We start from the raw sequence: 21,859 nt of genomic DNA on the forward strand, positions 1-21,859 counted from the left end.
TATCGGATGACAGATATCGTTATCTGTCATCCGACATCACCTCAATCCGACCACGCGAACACCGCCCCCGTCCCAGCCCCCATCACACACGAGTTCGAGAATGTGTGCGAGTACGTCACCTGCCGCCCCTCCCACTCCCCGCGCGCGGAAGCGGTGACCGGGCCGTAGATCATCGAGCAGACGGTGTCGGGCTTGGGCGGGATCCGGGAGATGTCGCCCCCGGCGGTGGCGAGTTCGGCGCAGGCCTCGGCCGCGTGGGCGTGACCCTGGGGCGGGTCGCAGAGCAGGAGCGTGCCGCGGATGCTGCTGGCGTGGGCGTCACCGGTGGTGAGGGTGAGGTAGAGCCAGTTGCCGGGGAACGCCTGGTGGGACGTCGCCTGGGCCGGGGTCGCGCCCAGGGTGAGCAGGGCGACGGTCGCGAGGAGGGCGTTGCGTACCGCGTGGAGGTTTCTCGTCATTCCCGGTGCATCGGCAGCGCGGCCTGCGAACCCCACCCCGTCTCACCCGAATGGGAGCGCACGGGCGCGTACCGCCCGGCGAGTTCGAACGCGGCGATCACCACGCGCGCCTGGTACTCGACCTGGCGGGCGACCGGGATCCAACGCGCCCCGCAGCCCTCGCGGTAGTCGGCGCACCATCCGTCGATCAGCCGGTCGAGCTCCGGCAGCGCCCCGCTCGGGTCGTGCCCGGAGCCGGTCACGAGCTGGTGCAGCAGCCCGGCCGTGCGCAGGGCGACCCGGCGTCCGGCGAGGCGCAGGGCGGTCAGGCGGGCGGTGTCGAGCGGCGGCAGGGGACGCGCCCCGGCGTCGTGCACGTCGGGGTCCCAGGAATCGGCGAGGCCGGGCCCGACGAGTAAATAGTCGTCGACGGGTGCGAGGAGGCAGGCCGCGTCCGGGGAGGTGTCGAGGCCGGGGCGGATCCGCCCGAGGATGCCTTCCAGGAGCCGTGTGTCGTGGCGCAGCGTGTGGCTGACGAAGCGCAGCACGGCGTCGGCGTCGGCGGGCCGGGTGGCGTCCTCCACGGCCGCCACGCCCCACATGGGGGCCTCGACGACGGCGGTGACGGTGCCGTAGCGGTGCGGGTGGAACCAGGTGGACTCGACGGCGGCCTCGGTGATGGCGGCGGCCAGGTCGCCGGGGTGCGGCGGCGGGATGCGGTAGACGGCGGGGCCGAGCCTCGGCCAGTACAGGGTGTCGTAGGGGCCGAGTTCGCGCGGGATGCCGAGGCGGGCCGCGGTGTGGGCGACGCGCTGGGCGAGTCCGGGCAGCTCGCGGGTCAGTTCGACGAAGGCGCCGCCGACGTCGACGCCGTGCAGCGAGCACTGGAAGACCGGCCGCAGTTCGTCCTGGAGGTCGAGGAGGGCGCGGGTCTCGGGGAGGGTGGCACCGGCCGCGCCGTCGGGCAGCCACTCGGGCTGTTCGAGGAAGCCGGGGCGGAAGAAGTTCCGGAAGTAGTGGCCGAGGGTGTACGGGCCGGACAGCCAGGCCTCGTTGCGGCGAGCGCCGTCGGGGTCGAGACAGAGCAGCAGGTTCCAGGTGGCGTCGGCGCCCTCGCGGAGCCGGGGGTCGGCGAGCGCCCGTTCGGCCAGGCGCAGGGCCGTGGCGCCGCCCACGGGTTCGTTGGCGTGGGGTCCCGCGACGACGAGGGCCTGGCGGCCGCCGTGTCCGACGGACAGCAGCCACAGCGGGGTGCCCGCCCGTGACGTGCCCACTCGGCGCAGTCGGGCGTCGCGCGGCCGGCGGGCGACGAGCGCGGCCGCACGGGCGCCCAGTTCGTCCACGGTCGGGTAGCGGAGGAGTGGCGGCAGGGCACACCTCCACAAATATGGTGCCGTCGTTTCACCTGATGTGCATGGTGTACGCACAGTCAGTCACGGCTGTGGAGGTACGTCAACACCGTCGAACGTAAGGGAATTTGAGGAAATCACTGAGTGAATCAGAGGCCAAGGCTCACACGGGTGCGGGTCGGTCGCTCAGGAGGAGGAAAGGCGGAAGGACATGCGTCCGAAGCTGATCTGATCGCCCTCCTTGACGACGGCGGCGCTGATCACCCGCCGTCCGTTGACGGTCGTCCCGTTGGTCGAGCCGAGGTCGCGCAGCACCCACAGGCCGCCCTGGCGGCTCAGTTCGGCGTGGACGCGGGAGACCGTCTCGTGGTTGAGCCGCAGTCCGCTCGCGGGGTCGCGGCCGATCCGCAGGGGGTAGTTGTTGCCCGGGTGGGGCAGCAGCAGCTTGGGGAGACGCTCGGCCTGCCAGGCCCTGCGCAGCCGTACGGTGAAGCCGGAGACCGCCTCGACGGTGCCGAACACCAGTTTCGACCAGCGTCCCTCGGTGGGCAGGTCGGCGATGAGCACGGCGAGTTCGTCGGAGCGGCGGGCGGCGAGCGCCAGTTCCATCCGGCGGACGAACGTGTCGTGCGAGAGGCGCCCGAGGGCGACGCCGTCACTGAGCGCCTTCAGCGCCCGGTCGCGCTCCGCGTCGGACAGCCGCGCGGGGTACGTATGGAACTCGAAAGACGACGTCACGGAGGTGATTGTCGGTCAGTAGGAGCGGGGTGTCCAGAAGACCCGGAAAGGGCCGCCGCCGCCGACAGGTGGGCTCCACGCGTCCATCACGTGGCAAACACGCGGCAAAAGGGTGGATTCGAAAGCGAATTGATCTCGCGTGAAGCACCATGGACGTGCTACGTCACGACATGTTGTGCCACTCACGTCGCGCTCTGTCACGGAGAGCGGACAACGGAGAGCGGACAAGGGGGAACCGTCTGTGCGGTTCGAGGTGTGGGCACCGGATGCCGACCGGATGACGCTCCACTGCGCGGGCGCCACGCGCGCGCTGGAGCGCGATCCGGAGCACGCCGGATGGTGGACGGGCGACGCGGACGCGCAGGACGGCACGCGGTACGGGTTCGCGGTGGACGACGGCCCCGTGCTGCCCGATCCCCGTTCGCGGCGGCAGCCGGACGGCCCGGACGGACTGAGCGCGGTGGTCGACCAGGCCCGGTACGCGTGGCGCACCGAGTGGGCGGGGCGCCCGCTGCAGGGCGCGGTCCTCTACGAGCTGCACGTGGGGACGTACACCCCCGAGGGAACGCTCGACGCGGCGGCCGGGCGGCTCGAACACCTCGCGGAACTGGGCGTCACGCACGTCGAGTTGATGCCGCTGTGTCCGTTCCCCGGGCGGCACGGCTGGGGGTACGAGGGGGTCTCCCTGTGGGCCGTGCACGAGCCGTACGGCGGCCCGGAGGCGCTGAAGCGTTTTGTCGACCGGGCGCACGAACTCGGCCTGGGTGTGGTCCTCGACGTCGTGCACAACCACCTCGGCCCGTCCGGCAACCATCTCCCCCCGTTCGGGCCGTACTTCACGGACACCCATCAGACGCCCTGGGGCTCCGCGGTGAACCTGGACGCACCGGGTTCGGACGACGTGCGCGCGTATCTCGTCGACAGCGCCCTGGCCTGGCTGCGGGACTTCCGGCTGGACGGGCTGCGCCTGGACGCGGTGCACGCGTTGCGGGACACGCGCGCGGTGCACTTCCTGGAGGAGCTGTCGACGGCCGTGGACGCCCTCGCCGACGACCTGGGCCGGCCGCTGTTCCTGATCGCGGAGTCGGATCTGAACGACCCGCGGCTCGTCACCGCGCGCGCGGAGGGCGGTCTCGGGCTGCACGCGCAGTGGAACGACGACTTCCACCACGCGCTGCACACCGCGCTGACCGGTGAGGGGCAGGCCTACTACGCGGACTTCGCGCGGTCCCCGTTCGCGGCGCTCGCGAAGACGCTGACGTCCGGCTTCTTCCACGACGGTACGTACTCGAGCTTCCGCGGCCGCCGCCACGGCCGCCCCCTGGAGCGTACGCGCGTCTCGGCCCACCGGCTGCTCGGCTACTCCCAGACCCACGACCAGATCGGCAACCGCGCCCAGGGGGACCGGCTGTCGGCGTCCCTCTCCCCCGGGCTGCTGGCCTGCGCGGCCGCGCTGACGCTCACCGGGCCCTTCACCCCGATGCTGTTCATGGGCGAGGAGTGGGCGGCGGGGACCCCGTGGCAGTTCTTCACCGACCACACCGATCCCGAGCTCGCTCAGGCCGTACGGCAGGGCAGGCGGCGGGAGTTCGCGGCGCACGGCTGGGCCGAGGAGGACGTCCCCGACCCGCAGGACCCGGCGACCCGTGACCGCTCCTGCCTCGACTGGTCGGAGCCCGAGAAGGCACTCCACGCGCGTGTGCTGGCCTGGTACCGCGACCTGATCGCCCTGCGCCACCGTCAGCCCGACCTCGCGGACCCCGATCTCGCCGCCGTCAAGGTCGCCTACGACCACCAGGCCCGCTGGCTGGCCCTGCGGCGCGGGGACGTACGGGTGGCGGTGAACCTGGGCAAGGAGGCCGCCGCGATCCCGCTGGGGCTGCGCCACGCGCGCGTGCTGGCCGCGTGGGAACCGGTCGAGGCGCCGGACACGGACGGGTTGTTGAGCGTGCCCGGTGAGTCGTGTGTGGTGCTGACGCAGGCGTGAGCGCCGGGCGGCTTCGCGCGACCGGACTCAGCCGTCGCCCGGCAGGTCCGTGACCCGTTCGAGGAGGATCGGCTCCCAGGCGCGGCCCAGTTGGGTCCGCAGCAGCGGGAGCGGGTCTTCGCCGCGGCCCCGCAGGCGCTCGGCGAGGCGGATCACCGTGTCGCAGCGGGACAGCCACAGGCCGCGCAGACAGGGTCGGGCCCCGTAGCCGGCGAGGGTGGCGGCGCGTACGGCGGCGGGGGCGCCGACGGCGATCGCGAGCCCGGCGATGTCCTCGGCGGGGTCCCCGAGGACCGCGTCGGTCCAGTCGAGGACGCCGCGCACCCGCCCGTCGGCGCTCACCACCAGGTGTTCGCCCTTGAGGCCGTGATGGACGAGGACGGCGGCCGCGGTCTGCGCGGCCAGTTGGCCGGCGGCGGGCCGAGTGAGCTGGGCGAGGCGTCCGGGGTCGAACTCGTCGGCGGCGGTGAGCCGCTCGGCGGCCCACTCCGCGGCCGTGCGCAGCTCCTCCAGGGAGCGGGGCGCGGCCCGTGGCACCCCGAGCGCCTCGGCCTGCCGTACGGGCACCTCGCGCAGCCCTGCCAGCAGTCCTGTGAGGTCCGCCTCCCCGGCCGCGGAGACGCCCTGTGCCTCACCGGAGCGGCCGGGCAGCCGGGTGTCCAGGGTGTAGGCGAGCCCGCCCGCCCAGTCGCCGTGCGCGACGCTCGTCGGCACCGTGGCCCCGACCAGCGGGCGGACCAGGTCGCGCAGTCGCAGCTCGCGGCGTCGGCGCACGGCGGTCTCGCGGTCCTGGGCGAGCCGCAGCACATAACGGGTGCCGACCCACCAGGTGGTGTGCTCACCGCCCTCGGTGACGGGCCGGACGTCGGGGCCCGCGCCCGCCGCCTCGCTGCCGGCGAGCAGTGAACGGGCCAGTCGGCGGACGGTGTCCGCGGTCGGTGTCGGTGCCTGGGTCATGGTCGCGCCGTTGCCGTCGGGGGCCTTGGGCTGCCGGGAGGCCCTGGGGAGTACTCCTGGTGGCCGGTCAGTCGACGATCGCCATCTCGCGGGACGTGGTGTTGAGGCGCCATCCGCCCTCCTCGGTCACCGTCACGATGTCCTCGATGCGCACCCCGAAGCGGCCGGGCAGATAGATGCCGGGCTCCACGGAGAAGCACATCCCGGGCACGAGGGGCAGTTCCTCGCCCTCGATCATGTACGGCGGTTCGTGGGTGGTGACGCCGATGCCGTGCCCGGTGCGGTGGATGAAGTACTCGCCGTATCCCGCCTCGGTGATGACGGCGCGGGCCGCCCGGTCGACGTCCTGGCAGGCGGCTCCCGGCCGGACCGCCGCGACGCCCGCCTCCTGGGCCGCGCGCACGACGTCGTGCACCCGGCGCTCCTCGAGGTCCGGCTCGCCGACGTGGACCGTGCGGGAGGTGTCGGAGCCGTAGCCGTGCTTGAGGCCGCCGAAGTCGAGGACGACCATGTCACCGCGCTCGACGACGCGCTCGCCCGCCTCGTGGTGCGGGTTGGCGCCGTTCGGGCCCGAGGCGACGATGGTGAAGTCGACCTGGGAGTGGCCGAAATGCCGCAGCAGCTCGGCGAGGTCGGCGGCGACTTCGGCCTCCCTGCGCCCCGCGAAGGGCACCTTACGGATCTCCTCGTACGCGGCGTCCGCGGCCGCCCCGGCCTCCGCCAACCGCGCCACCTCCGCCGCGTCCTTGACCGCCCGCAGCATCGGCAGGGCTTCGGTGAGGGCCGCGTACCGCGTGTCCGGCAGCCGCCGCCGGAGGCCGAGCAGATGCAGGGCCCAGGTGTTGTCGCTGACGCCGAAGCGGCCGTCGCTCCCGACCAGGGACGCGGCCGCCTCGTACGGGTCCTTGCCGTCGGTCCAGTCGCGCAGGGTCAGCGTCGGGGCCGCCGCTGCCGCGTCCGGGGCCTCCAGGGTCGGCACGACCAGCACGGGATCCTGCCCGGCCCTGAGCACCAGCAGGGTGAGGCGTTCGGTCTCCACGGGCCGGTAGCCGGTCAGCCACACCAGATCGGGTCCGGGGGCGATCAGGACGCCGTCGAGTCCCGCGTCCGCGGCGGCCTCGGCCGCGCGCCGCATACGGGCCTCGTAGTCACCGGCGGTGAAGGGCGCGGGCGTGCCGGTCATCCATGCCTCCGTCTGTCCGGAGTTTCCCCAGGGTCTACGGGCAGCATCCTGCCCGTTCGCCGATGCGGACGCGAGCCGGTTGCGGCCATGGCGTCGGTCCGGGAGCTCAACTAACGGTGTGGCATCCCCAATCCATTAGCTCTAATGGCTGCATTCGGATGTTCCATTAACTTCTAAGAACGCCGAAGGGAGGCCCAGGCCATGCTCGTACTGGCACACATCAGCGATCTGCATCTAGACGCCCTGCTGGTGACCGGCGACATCGCGGACCACGGCACGGAGGCGAAGCACGAGGAGGCGGCGCGTCTGCTCGGGCTGCGCGACGGGGAGCCTCCTTACCCCGTACCCACCTGCCCGGGCAACCACGACAGCGGCGCGCCCTACCGCAAGGCCCTGCTCGGGCAGCCCGCGTCCGAGAGCCCGGTCAACAGCGTCCACGTCTTCGACGACGCCGCCCTCCTGATGTGCGACTCCAGCGTTCCGGGCCACGACGAAGGAGAGCTGGACGAGGAGACGTACGCCTGGATCGAGACGACGCTCGACGAACTGGAGGGCAGTGTTCCTGCGTTGCTCGCCTTCCAGCTGCGCCGGCCGGATTCCCTTGCCGCGCTGTTGGAGCGCAGGCCCGAGGTCGTCGGGCTGATCACCGGGCATGCGCACACGCCCGCCGCAACCGCCTTCGTCGGGCGGCCGCTCGTCGTCGGTCCCGGGGTGACCTGAACGCTGCGGCTGCCCTGGGAGGGCGAGGGGGTCGCCGACCGGGACGCGCCCCCTGGGTTCGCGTTTCATGTGCTGGCCGACGACGGGCGGCTGACCAGCCACTTCAGGACCGCCTCACCGTTTCGTCGGCGTCAGGTCACGATGCCCGGGACCGTGGACAGTTGTTGGTGGTTGCCGTTCGCGTGGCGCACGCCGAGCGTGACCGTGGTCCCGGGGTCCGCGGCCGAGACCGCCCGGGCGAGGTCGGCGGCCGAGCCGAGCCGTGCCCCGCCGAAGGCGATCAGGGTGTCACCGCGGACCAGGCCCGCGGTGTAGCCCGGGCCGGGGATGTGCACACCGACGACGAGCGCGCCCCCGCCGTCGGGGGCGTCGACTGCCTCGACGCCGAGCGTGGCCTTCCCGGGCGCGGTCTCCGGTGCCGTCGAAGCGACCGGACTCCCGCCGCCGGACGCCGACTTGGTGCCACCGGCCCGCGGCGCACGGGAGGCCTGTCCGGGCCGGGACGCCCGGCCGGACGGTCCCTGCGTCGCCCCCGCCCGCTTCTGGAAGTCCGCCAGCCTGCTCATACCGATCACCGTGGCGCCGACGGTCCCGATTCCGACGCCCGACAGGACCAGCACGGTCCCGACGAAGAGACCGAGGAGCAGGGACATCAGCCGCCTGCCACGCCGTCGCGCGGCGTGCGGACGCTTGGTGGTGCCGGTCGGACGCCCGTCACCGCCCGGCTCCTGACCGGGCATCGGCTTGGGACGCAGTGCGGCCTGTTCCATGGATCGCCTCCGGCAGATGCTCTACGGACCGCCCCCCGGCTCTTGCTCTACCCTGCGCTCCGGCGCACGACGATTCACGAACGAGTGAGACTGTCAAACACGTTCGAGAAGTATGTCCACCATGGCCGCGGCGGCTCCGCGCGGCGACCCGCTGTGCACCAGTTCCGTCCGGTGCACCAGGCGCGGCGCCACGAGCGGGACGGCCACCGCCCCGGGGACGCCGGTGGCCGCGGCCCGCGGCAACAGGGTGAGGCCGTGCCCGGCGGCGGCCAGGGCGGTGAGCGTGCGCACGTCGGTGCCCTCGTATCGCAGGGCCGGGCGGAAGCCCCCGCTGCCGTTCGCCCGGCGGAGGTGGGCCAGGGGCAGTCCCGCGCCGGGGGCGTCCAGCCAGCGGGCGTCGACGAGATCGGCGAGGCGCAGCCCGTCGCGCCGGGCGAGCGGATGGGTCTCGGGCAGCAGCACGCTGACGGGTTCCTCGCCGACACCGTACGTGGTCAGCGGGGCCACGTCGGGGTGCCGCAAGGGGTCGTTGGGCGCCGTCAGTCCATCCACCAGGCCCAGGTCCGCCCCGCCCTCCGCGACGGCGGCGGGGATCCCCTCGCGGGCCAGCACCCGCAGGGTCACCCCTGCGGCGGGCAGCGCCGCGAGCGCGCGCGAACCGAGCGCCGTCGGTGTCGCCACGAGCGTCAGCCCGTGCTCGGGCGCCCCCACCATCCGTACGACGTCCGCGCGGGCCGCATCCAGGCGCAGCAGCAGCGGCCCGGCGTGTTCGAGGAGCCGTTCGCCAGCCGCCGTCGGTGCCACGGGGCGCCGGGTCAGCAGGGGCGCGCCGAGGTCCTGCTCCAGCGCGGCGATGTGCTGGGACACCGCGGACTGGGTGTAGCCGAGTTCCCGCGCGGCCTCCGAGAAGGAGGCGAGGCGGGCCACGGTGACGTATGTGCGCAGGAGATGCGGATCCATGCGCCCCAGGATCTCGTACGGATCCTGGGGCACATCAGCCCCCTCATCAGCGTTGCTTATCGAGGGTGCAGTAGTCATCGTTGGACGTGAACGAGCGCGCCCGCCGAGGATGAGGGCATGACGAACAACGCGGCGCAGACCGCTCGCCTCGCCCTCGTGGGCGACCGCTCCCCGAACGTCCTCGCCCACACCCGCGTTCCCCTGCTCCTGGACGCCCTGGCCACCCGCGACCGCCTCGTCCTCGACGCCTACTGGGTCCCGTCCGAGGATGCCGAGGACCCGGCCGCGGTACGCGGGTTCGACGCGGTGTGGGTGCTGCCCGGAAGCCCGTACCGCAGCGAGGCGGGGACCCTCACCGCGATCCGCACCGCGCGCGAGGAGGGCATCCCGTTCCTGGGCACATGCGGCGGATTCCAGCACGCGCTCCTGGAGTTCGCGCGCAACGTCTGCGGACTCACCCGTGTCGCGCACGCCGAGCAGGACCCCGACGCCGATGACCTCCTCATCGAACCGCTCACCTGTTCCCTCCTGGGCCACGAGGCCGCCGTCACCATCGAACCGGGTTCGCTCGCCCAGTCCGTGATGGGCGCCGAGCGGACGGTCGAGCGCTATTTCTGCGCCTACGGCCCCACCCGCCACCTCGACACCCTGCGCGCCCACGGTCTGCGCTTCAGCGGCCACGACGAGGACGGAAACGTACGGATCGTCGAACTCCCGGGCCACCCCTTCTTCCTGGGCACCCTCTTCCAGCCGGAGCAGTACGGGGACGGCTCGCGCCCGCACCCGATCGTGCGGGCACTGGCACGAGCCGCCGTGGCGCACGCGGCCGTCGGGGGACCCGGCGAGGTCGGCGAGGTCGGCGAGGTCGGCGGACGGCGTCAGCCGGTGTGACGGGGCCGTTGTCAGTGCCGGCTGTTACGTTCGGCGGTATGAACGATCACGCCCTGCGGCTGCTCCGGGAGCAGTCTCACCTGGCCGAACTGGCCGCGTTCCCCTTCAACTTCGACCTGGCCCGTGCCGACCACGGCGAGGACGTCCGGCTCGCCTCGGGCGGTCCGCTGGAGGCGGTGGCGGGGGACGACACGGGCGGTACGTATTTCGTGTGCGAGGACGGTTCCGTGCTGTACGCGGACTCGGAGGGCTCCGCCGGAATCATCGGCAGCAGCGTCGACGAGGCGCTGGAGGTGCTGGTCGGGCTGCCCGGCTGGCACGACCACCTGGGGCTCGCGCCGGCCGACGGAGAGGAGAAGATCCGCGCCGCGGTCGCCGAGACGGAGGAGGAGATCCGGGAGTACCACGGGATCGACGACGAGCGGACCGAACTGCGGGCCGGTCTCGGCCTGCCCGAGCGCTCACCCGTCGAGCTCATCGGTCTGCTGCACGCGGCCCTGTTGCGCACCGAGCCGGACTTCCTTCTTCTGAACGCGGAGGAGGGCGGCGCACACGGCCTCCTGGACCGCCACCCCCGTCCCCCGTTGTGGGAGTCGGTCCTCGCGCGGGGACGCGCCGACCTGGCGCTGCTGCGCGAGGGCTCGGCGTGGGACGAGGTGGCCGGGGACCGGGCGCGCCGGGCGCTCGCGCTGCGCGCCGCCCAGTTCGACCGGCGCGAGGGCGATCTTCCGCTGCTGCGGCATCTGCTGAGGCATGAGGCCGAGGCGTCGATGACCGACGAACTGCGGCTCGCCGCCGTCCTGGTGGGCCTGCACGGTCTGGCGGAGGATCTGCCGCTGCTGTACGAGGTCCGAGAGACGGACTTCGACACCTGGTGCGGGCTCGGCGGGATGCCCGAGCCGGGCGCTGATCCGGCCGAGCTGCGGAGGTGGGCGAGCGACCTGGACGACTCGCTCTTCGGCACCGACCCCGCCGACGAGCCGCTGTTCACCTGGACCGGACTCGCCCGCGAACAGGGTCTGGTCGAGCTCGCCCGCGCCGCGCTGATCCGGCGATTGGACGACATCGACTTCCGGGCGTACTGCGACGCGCGGGACGGCAAGGCCATGGAGCGCCGCCACGCATGCCAACTGAGCCCGCTCGTACACGAGTTCCAGCAGTTGGGCGACACCTTTCAGGCGCTGCGCGCCCAGCGGCTGTACGTGCCGCTGCAGACCAAAGCCTGGGACCGCGTCTCGGCCCTCCTCAGGCTCGCCCGGCTGGAGCGGGAGGAGGGCAGGTTCGGCGCGGCGATACGCACGTTGACCTCGCTGCGGGACACCCTCGTCGAGCCGGACGGCAACGACGGCGGCAGTGACAGTGACGGCAACAGCAACAGCGACGGCTCACTGGAGCACTGGTGGCGCACCAATCTGGGCGCGTACATCGTCGAGGAGCACTACGCGGTCGCACGGGCCGCGGCCCCCGACCCGGCGCTCACCGACGAGGTCCGCGCCGTCGCCGTGGCCGCCGGAGAGCTTCTGGCGAGACTCTCCGGGACGGCCAGGGCGAACGTGGAGCGGAGCCTCGCCGGGACGACGGACATCCATACGGACACCGGTGCCAACACTGGTGCCAACACCGGTGCGAACGCCGTTGAGAACGCCGATGCCGACGTCAGTGCGGAGCGGACGCCGCGGCCTTCGGCAGGCTGAACTCCGCGGCGGCTCCCACTCCCTTCGGCAGGGTGAACGACGGGGTGGCGCCTGCTGCGATCCTGGGAGCGAGGTCCGGCGGGGCTTCCGTCTCCACCATGTCGTGCGAACTGAGCACCGGTACCGGTACGGTCCCGACCCCCGTCCCGGGGAACGGCACCGTGGGAGCCCGGTCCGGCAAGAAGCCGTGGGCGCGGCGAGCCAGGTCCTCGGCGCCGTAACGGTGGCAGTCCTGGTGCCATTTCAGGATTCCGGAGAGCCAGTTCTCGAGTTGCACCACATAGCCGTCCATGATCCCGCGCACCTCCTGCGAGAGCTTGAAGTCCTCGTACAGGAGCGGCAGTTCATAGGCGGCGACGTGCTGGAACTGCTGCATGCGCTGGGTCATCAGGTCATGGATGATGCCGAGGCCGGTCGGGTAGTCGCAGCCGAAGAAGTTCTGCACGACAAGGATGGCGTTGTGGACCTCGCCCTCGTACTCGATCTCCTTCTGGTACGAGAAGACGTCGTTGATGAGCATCGCGTAGTCGATGGCGGCGTTCTCCAACGACCGGACGGGACCGCTCCGGTAGACCTCCGGCGGGACCTTGGGGCCGTGGCCCAGGCGACACAGGTTCAGGGTGAGGTCGGAGCCGAAGGTGTCGCGGCGCATCTCCAGGTAGTCGATCGGGTCGGGGATGCGGTGCTGGAGCTGGTTCGACAGCTCCCACACCCAGCTCTCCGTCATCTTGTCCACGTCACCGCGCAGCTTGCGCCGCTCGTCCGGCGTCATCTTCGCCGTCGTGCGCTCCCACAGGTCGAGGAGGCCGTGCTCCATTGCGTTGGCCGGGACCAAGGTCGGCTCGCCCTCGATGGGCATGCAGGCCGAGAGGCGTTCGGTGGTCGTCTTCGCCGCCGCCAGGTCGCGGCGGTGTCCGAAGACCAGCGGGTAGTAGTCGTCGCCGTACGTCCCCCAGGCCAGCCACTGGGAGCCGAGGTCGAGGGCTTCCTCGGTCGCGTCCGGGTGGATGCCCGCGGCGCACAGCGGAAGGTCGTACGCCGCCAGCTTGTCCTCGTCCCAGACCCCCTCCTGGAGCATGCCGTTGTCGTACATCCAGCCGGTGAGGCGGTCGCGGGCGCCGTCCATGTGGGGGCTGAGGGCGAGCTCGAAGGGCATGGAGAAGTCGGGGAGCAGGGACGGGCCGACCTTCTGGTACGGGACATGGGTGTACCTGCGCAGCCGCTCCGCCCCGGCCGCGGAGAGCAGTGCGCCGATGTCGACGGCCGAGGTGCCGAGCTCGGCGAGGCCGAACGGCCGACTGCCTTCCACCGCACCCTCGTTCATGTAGCGGCTGGAGCGCAGGTGCCACTCGTGGCCGCCCGACTGCCAGTCCTGGAGCCCCTGGGTGTACGCGGCGACGGCGGCGACCTGGTCCGGGGTGAGTCCCTTCTCCGCGGCGAGTGCGGGCACTTCGGTGAGAGCCGTGTGCTCGAACTGGTGCAGGCGTGAGGTGAGGATGTCGTTGACGGTCTCGGCGGCCTCCTGGGTGGTGCAGCCGAAGAAGGTCTCCAGGACGAGGACGCCGTTGCTGAGCTCGCCCTCGACCTCGACCTCGCGCTGGTAGGAGAACAGGTCGTTGCGCAGATGGACCCCGTCCGAGAACGTCTCCATCAGCACCCGCAGCGGGCGCGTCCCCGCGACGGAGGCGGGCACCTCGGCCGTCGCGTACTCCACGAGCCCCGCCGACCAGGGGGCGCCGCCCACCTTGCGGCGCATCTCGATGTACTCGACGGGGTTGGCGATCCGCCCCTCGTTGATGTTGGAGAGCTCCCACATCGACTCGTTGAGCAGGTGCTCCGTGGACACCGCGAACCGCCCCCGCCAGTCCACCGACATCGCGGGCACCGTGCGCGCCCAGAGGTCGGCGAGCCCCGCCTCGACCGGATTCTCCGGCTCCGGTACGGGGGTCGAGAGGTCCAGCGGCATGAAGAGGGGCAGCCGGTCCAGGTAGGCCTTGCCGCCGTCGCGGTCCTGGGTGCGTTTGAAGGTCTCCAGGAAGTGGTCGTCGAAGAAGAAGACCCACACGTACCAGTCGGTGATGAGCGAGAGTGCCGGGCCGTCGCAGTCGGGGTGGGTGTACGCACAGAGCAGCCCGTAGTCGTGCGCGTCGAGGTCGGACTGTTCCCAGATGCCGGAGCCCTCCAACATGCCCATCCCACGGGCCCATTCGACCGTGTGGGCGCGCGCCTCGTCGAGGTACGGGTTCAGCCGCGCGGGATACGGCATGTAGAAGTGCGGGAGTTCGAACGGCTGCGTCATGGCCGGGCCCTACCCAGGGCCCTCCGGGAGCATCCGCCGGGTGGGACATGATCACACCATCGCGTGAATTTGCCCCTTTTCCGGTCAACGGCCCGGGCCCCGCGGGCGGGTCGGCGCGGGGTCTTGCCGACCCGCACCCGCCGGGCCACCGTGGTCGCATGACCTCCTTCGTACTTCCCCATGAAGTGCACGGCGACGGCGCTCACAAGGTGATCGCCGTGCACGGCTGGTTCGCCGACCGGTCCGCCTACGCGGCGGTGGTCCCGGATCTCGACCGCGCCGCGTTCCAGTACGCGCTGGTCGACCTGCGCGGCTACGGGCAGGCGAAGGACGCGGTCGGCGCGTACACCACCGCCGAGGCCGCCGCCGATGTGGTCGAGCTGGCGGACCGGCTCGGCTGGGAGCGGTTCTCGGTGGTCGGCCACTCGATGGGCGCCGCCGTCGCCCAGCGCCTGCTGGCCCTCGCCCCGGACCGGCTGCACCGGCTCGTCGGGGTCTCGCCGGTGCCCGCGTCCGGGCTGCCGCTGCCGGCGGACCAGTGGGAGCTGTTCGCGGACGCGGCGCACAAGCCGGAGAACCGGCGCGCCATCATCGACTTCACGACCGGCGGCCGGCTGCCCGCCGCGTGGCTCGACCGGATGGTGGCGCGCTCACTGGAACTCAGCGACACCAAGGCGTTCCGCGCCTATCTGGACTCCTGGGCCGGCGAGGACTTCCACACGGAGGTCGAGGGCGCGACGGTACCCGCGCTGGCGGTGACCGGGGCGCTGGATCCCGCCCTGTCCGCCGGTCTGATGCGGGAGACCTGGATGTGCTGGTACCCGGACGCGGAGCTGTTCGAGCTGCCCTGGGCGGGCCATTACGCGATGGACGAGAGCCCGCTGGACCTGATCCGCGTCGTGGAGGCCTTCCTGCGCTCGCAGGACGCGGGCTGGGGCAGCGGCGAGGACGCGGACAACACGGGAGACGAAGGGGGCGAGATCGCGAGCGGCGACGAGGGCGAGATCGCGAGCGGCGGCTCGGGTGTGGTCGCGGGCAAGGGTGGGGGCGAGCCGGCGTGAGCGTACGCGAGAGTGCCCCGCCCGTCCCCGACGTCTTCGACCCCCGGCGGTACGCCGACGGAATCCCGCACGCCGCCTACCGCACCCTGCGCGACCACCACCCCGTGGCCTGGCAGCACGAGCCCGAAGTGCTGGGCTGGCCGGCCGGGCCCGGCTTCTGGGCGGTGACCCGGCACGCGGACGTGGTCCGGGTGCTGAAGGACTCGGCGACGTACTCCTCGTGTCTCGGGGCGACCCAGATCCGCGATCCCGACCCGGACGACCTGCCCTTCATCCGGCGCATGATGCTCAATCAGGATCCGCCGGACCACGGCAGGCTGCGGCGTCTGGTCAGCCGCGCCTTCACGCCTCGCCGGGTCGAGCACTTCGCGTCGGTCGTCCGCACCCGGGCCCGGGGCCTGCTCGAAAAGGCGGCGGCCGAGGCCCGTGCGGGCGACGGCGTCTTCGATCTCGTCGCCACCGTCACCGACGAGTACGCCCTGCTCAACCTCGCCGACCTGCTGGGCGTTCCGGAGCGCGACCGCGGCCTGCTGCTGCGCTGGACACAGCGCGTCATCGGCTACCAGGACCCCGACGAGGCGGGCGAGCCCGTGCTCGACGCGCGCGGCCGCCCGGTCAATCCGCGCTCCCCGGCGATGCTGGGGGACATGTTCGCGTACGCGCACCAACTGGCCCTCTACAAGAAGAGCCATCCGAGCGACGACGTGATGACCACCCTCGCCGCCGACCCCGAACTCACGCCTGCCGAGCTGGAGATGTTCTTCTTCCTCCTCACCGTCGCGGGCAACGACACCGTGCGCAGCGCGGCTCCCGGCGGTCTTCTGACACTCGCTCAGCACCCGGTCGCGTACGCCGCCCTGCGCGCCGGGGTCATCGAAATCGACTCGGCTGTCGATGAGTTGCTGCGACTGCATCCGCCGGTGCTCAGCTTCCGTCGTACGGCGGCTCTGGACACCGAGCTGGCCGGGCGGCGCATCCGCGCGGGCGACAAGGTGGTCGTCTTCCACGCCTCGGCCAACCACGACGAGCGTGTCTTCACCGATCCCGAGCGGCTCGACCTGTCGCGCTCCCCCAACCCCCATGTCTCCTTCGGCGACGGCCCGCACGTCTGCCTCGGCGCGCACTTCGCCCGTCTGCAACTGCGCGTGCTCCATGAGGAGACGTTGCGGGCCCTGCCCGTGCTGCGAGCCGCCGGACCTCCCCGGCGCCTCGTCTCGAACTTCATCAACGGAATCAAGTCGCTGCCGTTGGAGGCTCCTTGACCCTCAGGTCCGCACCTGGATCAGGGCATGTGTGCCGCTCGTGCGCCAGCGGCCGCCCTCGGCCGCGTCGAGGGCGGCCTCCGTGCGGGCGTCCAGGCCCACGATCACATCGGACTTGAGGGTGCGCAGGGCGGCGACCGGGCCCGGGAAGTACGCGGTGGGCTCCGCGAAGGGGGTGGTGGCGGGGTAGCGCCGGTCGCCGACCAGGCGGCGGTAGTTCAGGTCGCCCTTCACGAGGGTCACGTCGGCCTCGGCGAACTCACGGCGAAGGTCGTCGGGCATGTCGGCGTACGGCAGCGGGGCACAGGAGAAGGGGTGGGCCCGGACGGTGAGGCGACCGTCGGTCATCGCCGCCCACAGCCGGTGGCCGGACTCGCCCGCCGCCCCCTTCGCCCCGGTGAGGTGGCGCAGAGCGTCGACCACGTCGGCGGTCGTGGCGTCGGAGACGTAGTACGGGTACGGCTTCACGTGCAGGAGCGCCCGCCCTACGCGGCGGTGGTGGAGCAGGTGGTCGATCAGGAGCAGATCGGGGATGAGTTCCCGGCCGGAGTTGTCCGCGACCAGGCAGAGGGTGCCGCCCGCGAACAGGGACCGCAGCGACTCACCGTCATTGGCGACCAGTTGGGCATCGACGTCCGATTCCCCGTCCGGGGCGGCGAGGCGGAAGCCGAGGTCCGCGCGGTTGCCCCACAGCGAACCGTGCAGCAGCGCCTTCTCCCGCTCCTCGACCGGCCGCTCGGCGAGCGGGTCGAGCGCGGCGAGTTCCTCGTCCGCCTCCGGGGTGTCCAGCTCCGCGAGTTTGAAGGGGCGGAAGGGGTCGATGCCCTTCCAGGGGCCGGGGGCGAAGTAGCCGACGGCTTCGAGGAGTCGGCGGTAGAAGTAGCTCTCGGACCAGAGGAAGGGCACGTCGAACCAGGAGCGGCCGGTGTACTCCTCGGCGCCCCACCGCTCCCACTGCCCGCGGTCCGCCGCCTGCTCGCCGAGCGGTTCGATGACGCCCTCGGTGGCGTTCTTCAGCAGGGCGTCGAGCGCACCGTGCTGCTCGGGGCCGTAGGGGAAGGCGTCCCGGACCTTCCGGACGAGGGCCGGATGCCGCTGGGCGAGCACGCTCCAGGGGAACGAGCCCGGCTCGTTGCTGAGGATCACGGGCACGTCGGCGGGTTCAGACATGTGGCTCACGCTACCGGCTGAGCCGAAAGGGGCGGCCCACGCCGCGCGTGGGCCGCCCCTCCCCCCGTGGGCCGCGCTCAGAGGGTCAGTTTCCAGCTGTTGAGCTTGCCGGTGTCCGAGGCGGCCACGTCTTGTACGCGGAGTTTCCATGTGCCGTTCACGGTCTCGCTGGACGCGTCGACCGTGTAGGTGGTGTTGACGTTGTCCGCGGAGTCCGAGGTGCTGGAGGACTTCAGGCGGTACGTCGAGCCGTCCGGGGCGACCAGGTCGATCACCAGGTCACCGCGGTAGGTGTGGGTGATGTCGACGCCGACCTGGAGGGCGGAGGGCGCGTTGCCGGTGCGGCCGCTGACGGCGATCGAGGACTCGACGGCCGCCCCGTTGTCCGGGATCGAGAGGGCGGTGGTGTTGGAGAAGGTCGTGCCCGTGGTCGCGGCGCTGACGGTCTGCACGGTCTTCGTCGCGTCCGCGAGGCCCGCGCCGCAGCCGCCGGAGCAGGTGCCCGGCAGTGCGCGGGCGTTGTTCTTGATGGCCGTCTCGATCTGGGCCGGGGTGAGCGAGGGGTTCGCCGACTTCATCAGCGCGACCAGGCCCACGATGTGCGGGGTGGCCATGCTCGTGCCCTGGTAGTACGCGTACGACTCCGAGGAGGGGGTCGTCGTACCGGAGTTCAGCGTGGAGTAGATGCCGTTGGCGGTGGCGGTGCTCATGTCGCCGCCGGGGGCCGAGATGTCGACGATCGAGCCGTAGTTGGAGTAGGAGGCCCGGGAGCCGCTGCGGCCGGTCGCGGCGACGGTGATGACGTTGTTGCAGCTCGCCGGGGAGTAGCCCGCGGCGTTGTCGTTGTCGTTGCCCGCCGCGACGACGACCGTGGTGCCGCGGTTCACGGCGGCGGTGATGGCGCTCTGGGTGGCCGAGGTGCAGGCGCCGCTGCCGCCGAGGCTCATGTTGATGACCTTGGCGACGTTGGCGTTGGCCGGGACGCCGGTGACGGTGCCGCCCGAGGCCCAGGTGATGGCGTCGATGATGTCGGAGTCGTAGCCGCCGCACTTGCCGAGGACGCGCAGCGGGGAGATCTTCGCGCCGTAGGCGATGCCCGCGATGCCCTTGCTGTTGTTGGCGACCGCGGCGATGGTGCCCGCCACGTGCGTGCCGTGCCAGGAGGAGTCGCTCGCCGGGATGCCGGAACCGCACTCGTTCGCCGCGTAGTGGTCGCCCGGGTCGGCCGGATTGCTGTCGCGTCCGTCGCCGTCGACGGAGACCGCCGTGTCGGAGATGAAGTCGTATCCGGCGACGATGTTCGCGGCGACGTCGGTGTGCGCCACGTAACCGGTGTCGATGACGGCGACCGTCACGCCGCTGCCGGTGGAGATGGGCCAGGCACCGGGGACGTTCATGCCCGCCTTGGCCTCGTACAGGTCCCACTGCTTGCTGTACTCGGTGTCGTTCGGGTCGGCCTGGGGCGTGTTCAGGCGGTCCGGTACGGCGTACGCGACCTGCGGGTCGGACCGGTACCGGGCGATGACGTCGGCGACGTCCTTCGTGCCGAGGCTGTCGCCGAGGTCGACGAGGGCCGCGCCGGTGCCGAGACGGCGGGTGAAGTCGAGGTTCTCGCCCGCCTCCTTGCCCTTGGTCTCGGCATCGGCGGAGGCGGCGGAGTTGGAGGTGGCCTCGGCGGCGCCGGACTTGTAGCCGACGATGAGGCGCTCGGCGGGAGCGGCGACGGCCTGTGCGGTGGCCTGCGCCGCCGGGGTGACCGCCACCTTGCCGGTGGCGGTCGCGGTGGACGGCTGGGCGGCGGCGACCGTGGTGGTCATTCCGGCCAGCAGAGCCGCGGAGACCGCGGCGACGGATATCAGCTTCCGTCGGACTTCTCGTGAGGGGGCGGGACGCAAGGGCTTGCCTTTCGTGGCCGGCTCCGGGCGGTGGAAGGCGCGGCGGAGCAGCGGTCGAATCGCTTCGTCGTCGAAGCGGCGGGGGGTGCAATCCAGAAGCGGCGCGGTGGCCGGCCGTACGTCGCGAGCGACCTGTCAGGGGTTGCCTGTGGGGCGGCTGTGCCCGAACGATAGGCAAAGCCCAGGTAATACGGATACAGGGGAAACCCTCGATCTGGCTGGTAACCGCCCCTCAAGGGCTCCCAGTTGGCCGGGAGTGCCCGGTTTCACCTGGCTCGCGTATCTGAACGCACGGCCCCGTGCCCCCGTACTTCACGGTGCGGCCACGCCTGCGCGCGATGCCGTACGGCCGCACCCGCCGCTCCCACCCCGCAAGGAGACCCACCGGATGACCGCTCACCGCACCGCCACCGCGGCCGCTGTCGCCGTGGCGGCCCCACTGCTTCTCCTGACGTGGGCCGTGGGTCCGGCCCAGGCGCACGGCGCGCCGACGGATCCGGTCAGCCGGGTGGTGGCCTGTTCACCGGAAGGCGGCAGCAACACAGGTACGGCGGCCTGCAAGGCGGCGATCGCGGCGAACGGCGCGCCCTTCACCGCCTGGGACAACCTCCGGGTCGCCGGTGTGGGCGGCAGGGACCGTCAGGTGATCCCGGACGGGCAGCTGTGCAGCGGGGGTCTGCCCGCCTACAAGGGACTGGACCTGGCCCGCGCCGACTGGCCCTCGACGCGGATGACGCCGGGCGCGACCTTCACGCTCTCCTACAGTTCGACGATTCCGCACACGGGGACCTTCAAGCTGTATCTGTCCAAGCCCGGGTACGACCCGACCAAGCCCCTCAAGTGGTCCGATCTGCCGACGAAACCGTTCGCCACGGCCACCGATCCGGCGCTGGTGAACGGCGCCTACCGGATCAAGGCCACGCTGCCCGCCGACCGGACCGGCCGGCAGATGCTGTACACGATCTGGCAGAACACGAGCACGACCGACACGTACTACTCGTGCTCGGACGTGGTCTTCCCGAACAGGGGCGGCGGGGCCGCCGCGCCGACGACCTCGTCCCCCGCGCGTACGACACCCACGGCCGGCCGGAAGGCTCAGCAGAGTCAGGAGCCGACCACGACCACACCCACCCCCACCGACCAGTCGCCGTCGCCCGCGCCGGAGACCACCGCGGCGACGACGGAGGTGACCGCACCCGACCATCTCGCGCCGGCCGCGGACAGCTCGTCCGGCGGCAGCAACACGCTCCCCCTCGTCGCCGGGGCGGGGGGAGCGGCCGCGTTCCTGCTCACCGCGGGCGTCGCGATCACGCTGCGCCGCCGCCGGTGACCGGTCGTCCGGGCTGGGTCAGTTGACGGTGACCGCCGGGCTGCCCGACTGGGTGGTGTCGGAGACGGGCGCGTACTTCGCGGTGAAGTAGCCGCTGCTGAAGCAGAGCGACGAACCCGACGACTTCGCGAACGCCTGGTTGGTGAAGGTGATGCTGTTGTCGGTGTTGCTCGCCGTACCGGTCAGGCTGGGCGCCTGGTAGACGCAGTTGATGCTGCCCAGCAGGGTGCGCAGCACGACCGTGGTCTGGATGGTGGAGCCCGCGGCCGGGGTCACGGTGACCGTGCCGCCGGAGGCGACCGTGGTGGTGTACGGGAGGTTGTTGACCGTGACACTGGTGACGCCGAGCACGCCGATGACATTGCTGGTGCAACTGCCGAAGGTGTGGGCGCTGAGCGACTCGGTGGCCGCGCCGGGGGCCGTCGGGTTGTCGGTGACAGAGGCGGTGAAGGCCGACGCGGCACAGGAGACACCGCTTGTGCCGGTCGCGCTGGAGTAGAGCGTGGCGGCGGTGCCGCTCGCCAGTGAGGCGGTGAGGACGTCACCGGTGGCGACGGCGGCTCCACCGGCGGTGAGCACGGGGGTGTCGTCCGCGGAGGCGGGGGCGATCGCGGAGACCGAGAGCGCGGCGGCGGTACCGAGGAGGGCGAGCAGGGATCGAGTGCGCATGGGGGTGCCTCTTTCTCAGACGGGCGTGCGGGTGGGTACGGGGCCGGCGCGGACATGCCGTCACGGCGGACCGCTACCGGTCCGTGACGCCTTCTCCTTACGTCACGGACCGGCAGCGGAAGCCGGGCGACCGGACACGGCTCAGGGGGGAAAGTGCCGTGCCGGTGCCACGGGGGGGGTGGTTTGAGCGTTGGAGCGCACCGCACGTTCAGACGTGCCACGGCCGCCCCGCGAGGAGCGGGGGGTCCAGGAGGTGGCGTACGTGCCGCGCATCGGATCCGGCGCCACGGATCCAAGGGAATCAATGCAGAGTTCTAGACCTGATTGATGGTCAACGTCAAGGCGCAGTAAGGAAGTTGAAGGTCAACACGGTCTCAAGGTGAGGCGTTCGCTGACCCGGCCACGAGGTCGTCGCGGGCCCGAGTGCGAGGTCAGCGTGGCCGGGTCTGCACAGTTGGCACACAATCAACATCCCTTTGCCACAAGT

Annotated in this window: 17 protein-coding genes and 1 pseudogene; 7 read left to right on the top strand and 11 right to left on the bottom strand. The window is 71.9% G+C overall.

The window, feature by feature from the left end:
* Positions 1 to 41: 41 nt before the first annotated feature.
* From ACFVWD_RS24290 to ACFVWD_RS24300, 3 genes are all read right to left on the bottom strand, one after another.
* Positions 42 to 458 (bottom strand): SSI family serine proteinase inhibitor, encoded by a 417-nt coding sequence (locus ACFVWD_RS24290; protein ID WP_389598910.1) that lies wholly within the window; start codon positions 456 to 458, stop codon positions 42 to 44.
* Positions 455 to 1,822, bottom strand: coding sequence for a M14 family zinc carboxypeptidase (locus ACFVWD_RS24295; protein WP_389598912.1), 1,368 nt, complete (start codon positions 1,820 to 1,822; stop codon positions 455 to 457). Before ACFVWD_RS24295 ends, ACFVWD_RS24290 begins: the two co-directional genes overlap by 4 nt.
* A gap of 150 nt (positions 1,823 to 1,972) precedes the next feature.
* Positions 1,973 to 2,524: a DUF1707 and FHA domain-containing protein gene (locus ACFVWD_RS24300; protein WP_067375856.1), complete on the bottom strand. Its 552-nt coding sequence runs from the start codon at positions 2,522 to 2,524 to the stop codon at positions 1,973 to 1,975.
* A 241-nt stretch (positions 2,525 to 2,765) separates the two neighbouring features.
* Between ACFVWD_RS24300 and treZ the strand changes: the two genes are divergently transcribed.
* Positions 2,766 to 4,511 (top strand): malto-oligosyltrehalose trehalohydrolase, encoded by a 1,746-nt coding sequence (treZ, locus tag ACFVWD_RS24305; RefSeq protein WP_389598914.1) that lies wholly within the window; start codon positions 2,766 to 2,768, stop codon positions 4,509 to 4,511.
* A 27-nt stretch (positions 4,512 to 4,538) separates the two neighbouring features.
* Here the strand turns inward: treZ and ACFVWD_RS24310 are convergent, their stop codons facing one another.
* Both ACFVWD_RS24310 and ACFVWD_RS24315 read right to left on the bottom strand, forming a co-directional pair.
* Positions 4,539 to 5,468: an aminoglycoside phosphotransferase family protein gene (locus ACFVWD_RS24310; RefSeq protein ID WP_389598915.1), complete on the bottom strand. Its 930-nt coding sequence runs from the start codon at positions 5,466 to 5,468 to the stop codon at positions 4,539 to 4,541.
* A 67-nt stretch (positions 5,469 to 5,535) separates the two neighbouring features.
* Positions 5,536 to 6,651 carry a M24 family metallopeptidase gene (locus ACFVWD_RS24315; RefSeq protein WP_389598917.1) on the bottom strand — a complete coding sequence of 372 codons (1,116 nt, stop codon included), beginning with the start codon at positions 6,649 to 6,651 and terminating at the stop codon, positions 5,536 to 5,538.
* A 201-nt stretch (positions 6,652 to 6,852) separates the two neighbouring features.
* On the opposite strand from ACFVWD_RS24315, the pseudogene ACFVWD_RS24320 reads away from it, so the two are divergent.
* Positions 6,853 to 7,488, top strand: a pseudogene (locus tag ACFVWD_RS24320) (metallophosphoesterase); the annotation flags it as partial.
* 14 nt (positions 7,489 to 7,502) lie between these two features.
* On the opposite strand, the gene ACFVWD_RS24325 reads toward ACFVWD_RS24320, so the two are convergent.
* The gene (locus ACFVWD_RS24325; RefSeq protein ID WP_389598918.1) at positions 7,503 to 8,141 is read right to left on the bottom strand and encodes a PDZ domain-containing protein; all 639 of its coding nucleotides are present in this window, start codon (positions 8,139 to 8,141) and stop codon (positions 7,503 to 7,505) included.
* A gap of 93 nt (positions 8,142 to 8,234) precedes the next feature.
* A complete protein-coding gene (locus ACFVWD_RS24330; RefSeq protein ID WP_389598920.1) occupies positions 8,235 to 9,101 on the bottom strand; it encodes a LysR family transcriptional regulator in 867 nt (288 codons plus the stop codon).
* A gap of 117 nt (positions 9,102 to 9,218) precedes the next feature.
* Here ACFVWD_RS24330 and ACFVWD_RS24335 point away from each other — a divergent pair, with 117 nt between their 5' ends.
* A complete protein-coding gene (locus ACFVWD_RS24335; protein ID WP_389598922.1) occupies positions 9,219 to 9,992 on the top strand; it encodes a gamma-glutamyl-gamma-aminobutyrate hydrolase family protein in 774 nt (257 codons plus the stop codon).
* 38 nt (positions 9,993 to 10,030) lie between these two features.
* A complete protein-coding gene (locus ACFVWD_RS24340; RefSeq protein WP_389598923.1) occupies positions 10,031 to 11,686 on the top strand; it encodes a hypothetical protein in 1,656 nt (551 codons plus the stop codon).
* Here ACFVWD_RS24340 and cyc2 read toward each other — a convergent pair.
* Complete coding sequence (gene cyc2 / locus ACFVWD_RS24345; protein WP_389598925.1) at positions 11,649 to 13,985, bottom strand: germacradienol/geosmin synthase Cyc2; 2,337 nt, start codon at positions 13,983 to 13,985, stop codon at positions 11,649 to 11,651. The genes ACFVWD_RS24340 and cyc2 overlap by 38 nt on opposite strands.
* A gap of 158 nt (positions 13,986 to 14,143) precedes the next feature.
* Here cyc2 and ACFVWD_RS24350 point away from each other — a divergent pair, with 158 nt between their 5' ends.
* Together ACFVWD_RS24350 and ACFVWD_RS24355 are read left to right on the top strand one after the other, a co-directional pair.
* Positions 14,144 to 15,046 (top strand): alpha/beta fold hydrolase, encoded by a 903-nt coding sequence (locus ACFVWD_RS24350; RefSeq protein WP_389598927.1) that lies wholly within the window; start codon positions 14,144 to 14,146, stop codon positions 15,044 to 15,046.
* Positions 15,043 to 16,308 carry a cytochrome P450 gene (locus ACFVWD_RS24355; protein ID WP_389598929.1) on the top strand — a complete coding sequence of 422 codons (1,266 nt, stop codon included), beginning with the start codon at positions 15,043 to 15,045 and terminating at the stop codon, positions 16,306 to 16,308. The genes ACFVWD_RS24350 and ACFVWD_RS24355 overlap by 4 nt, the downstream gene beginning before the upstream one ends.
* Positions 16,309 to 16,311: 3 nt before the next feature.
* Here the strand turns inward: ACFVWD_RS24355 and ACFVWD_RS24360 are convergent, their stop codons facing one another.
* Both ACFVWD_RS24360 and ACFVWD_RS24365 read right to left on the bottom strand, forming a co-directional pair.
* Complete coding sequence (locus tag ACFVWD_RS24360) at positions 16,312 to 17,478, bottom strand: damage-control phosphatase ARMT1 family protein (RefSeq protein WP_389598931.1); 1,167 nt, start codon at positions 17,476 to 17,478, stop codon at positions 16,312 to 16,314.
* A 77-nt stretch (positions 17,479 to 17,555) separates the two neighbouring features.
* Positions 17,556 to 19,295: a S8 family serine peptidase gene (locus ACFVWD_RS24365; protein ID WP_389598932.1), complete on the bottom strand. Its 1,740-nt coding sequence runs from the start codon at positions 19,293 to 19,295 to the stop codon at positions 17,556 to 17,558.
* A gap of 466 nt (positions 19,296 to 19,761) precedes the next feature.
* Here ACFVWD_RS24365 and ACFVWD_RS24370 point away from each other — a divergent pair, with 466 nt between their 5' ends.
* On the top strand, positions 19,762 to 20,703 hold the full coding sequence (locus ACFVWD_RS24370) for a lytic polysaccharide monooxygenase (RefSeq protein WP_389598934.1): 942 nt from the start codon (positions 19,762 to 19,764) through the stop codon (positions 20,701 to 20,703).
* Positions 20,704 to 20,721: 18 nt separating this feature from the next.
* Here the strand turns inward: ACFVWD_RS24370 and ACFVWD_RS24375 are convergent, their stop codons facing one another.
* A complete protein-coding gene (locus ACFVWD_RS24375; RefSeq protein ID WP_389598936.1) occupies positions 20,722 to 21,372 on the bottom strand; it encodes a Tat pathway signal sequence domain protein in 651 nt (216 codons plus the stop codon).
* Positions 21,373 to 21,859: the final 487 nt, after the last annotated feature.

The organism is Streptomyces sp. NPDC058086 (assembly GCF_042885015.1).
GTDB lineage: Bacteria > Actinomycetota > Actinomycetes > Streptomycetales > Streptomycetaceae > Streptomyces.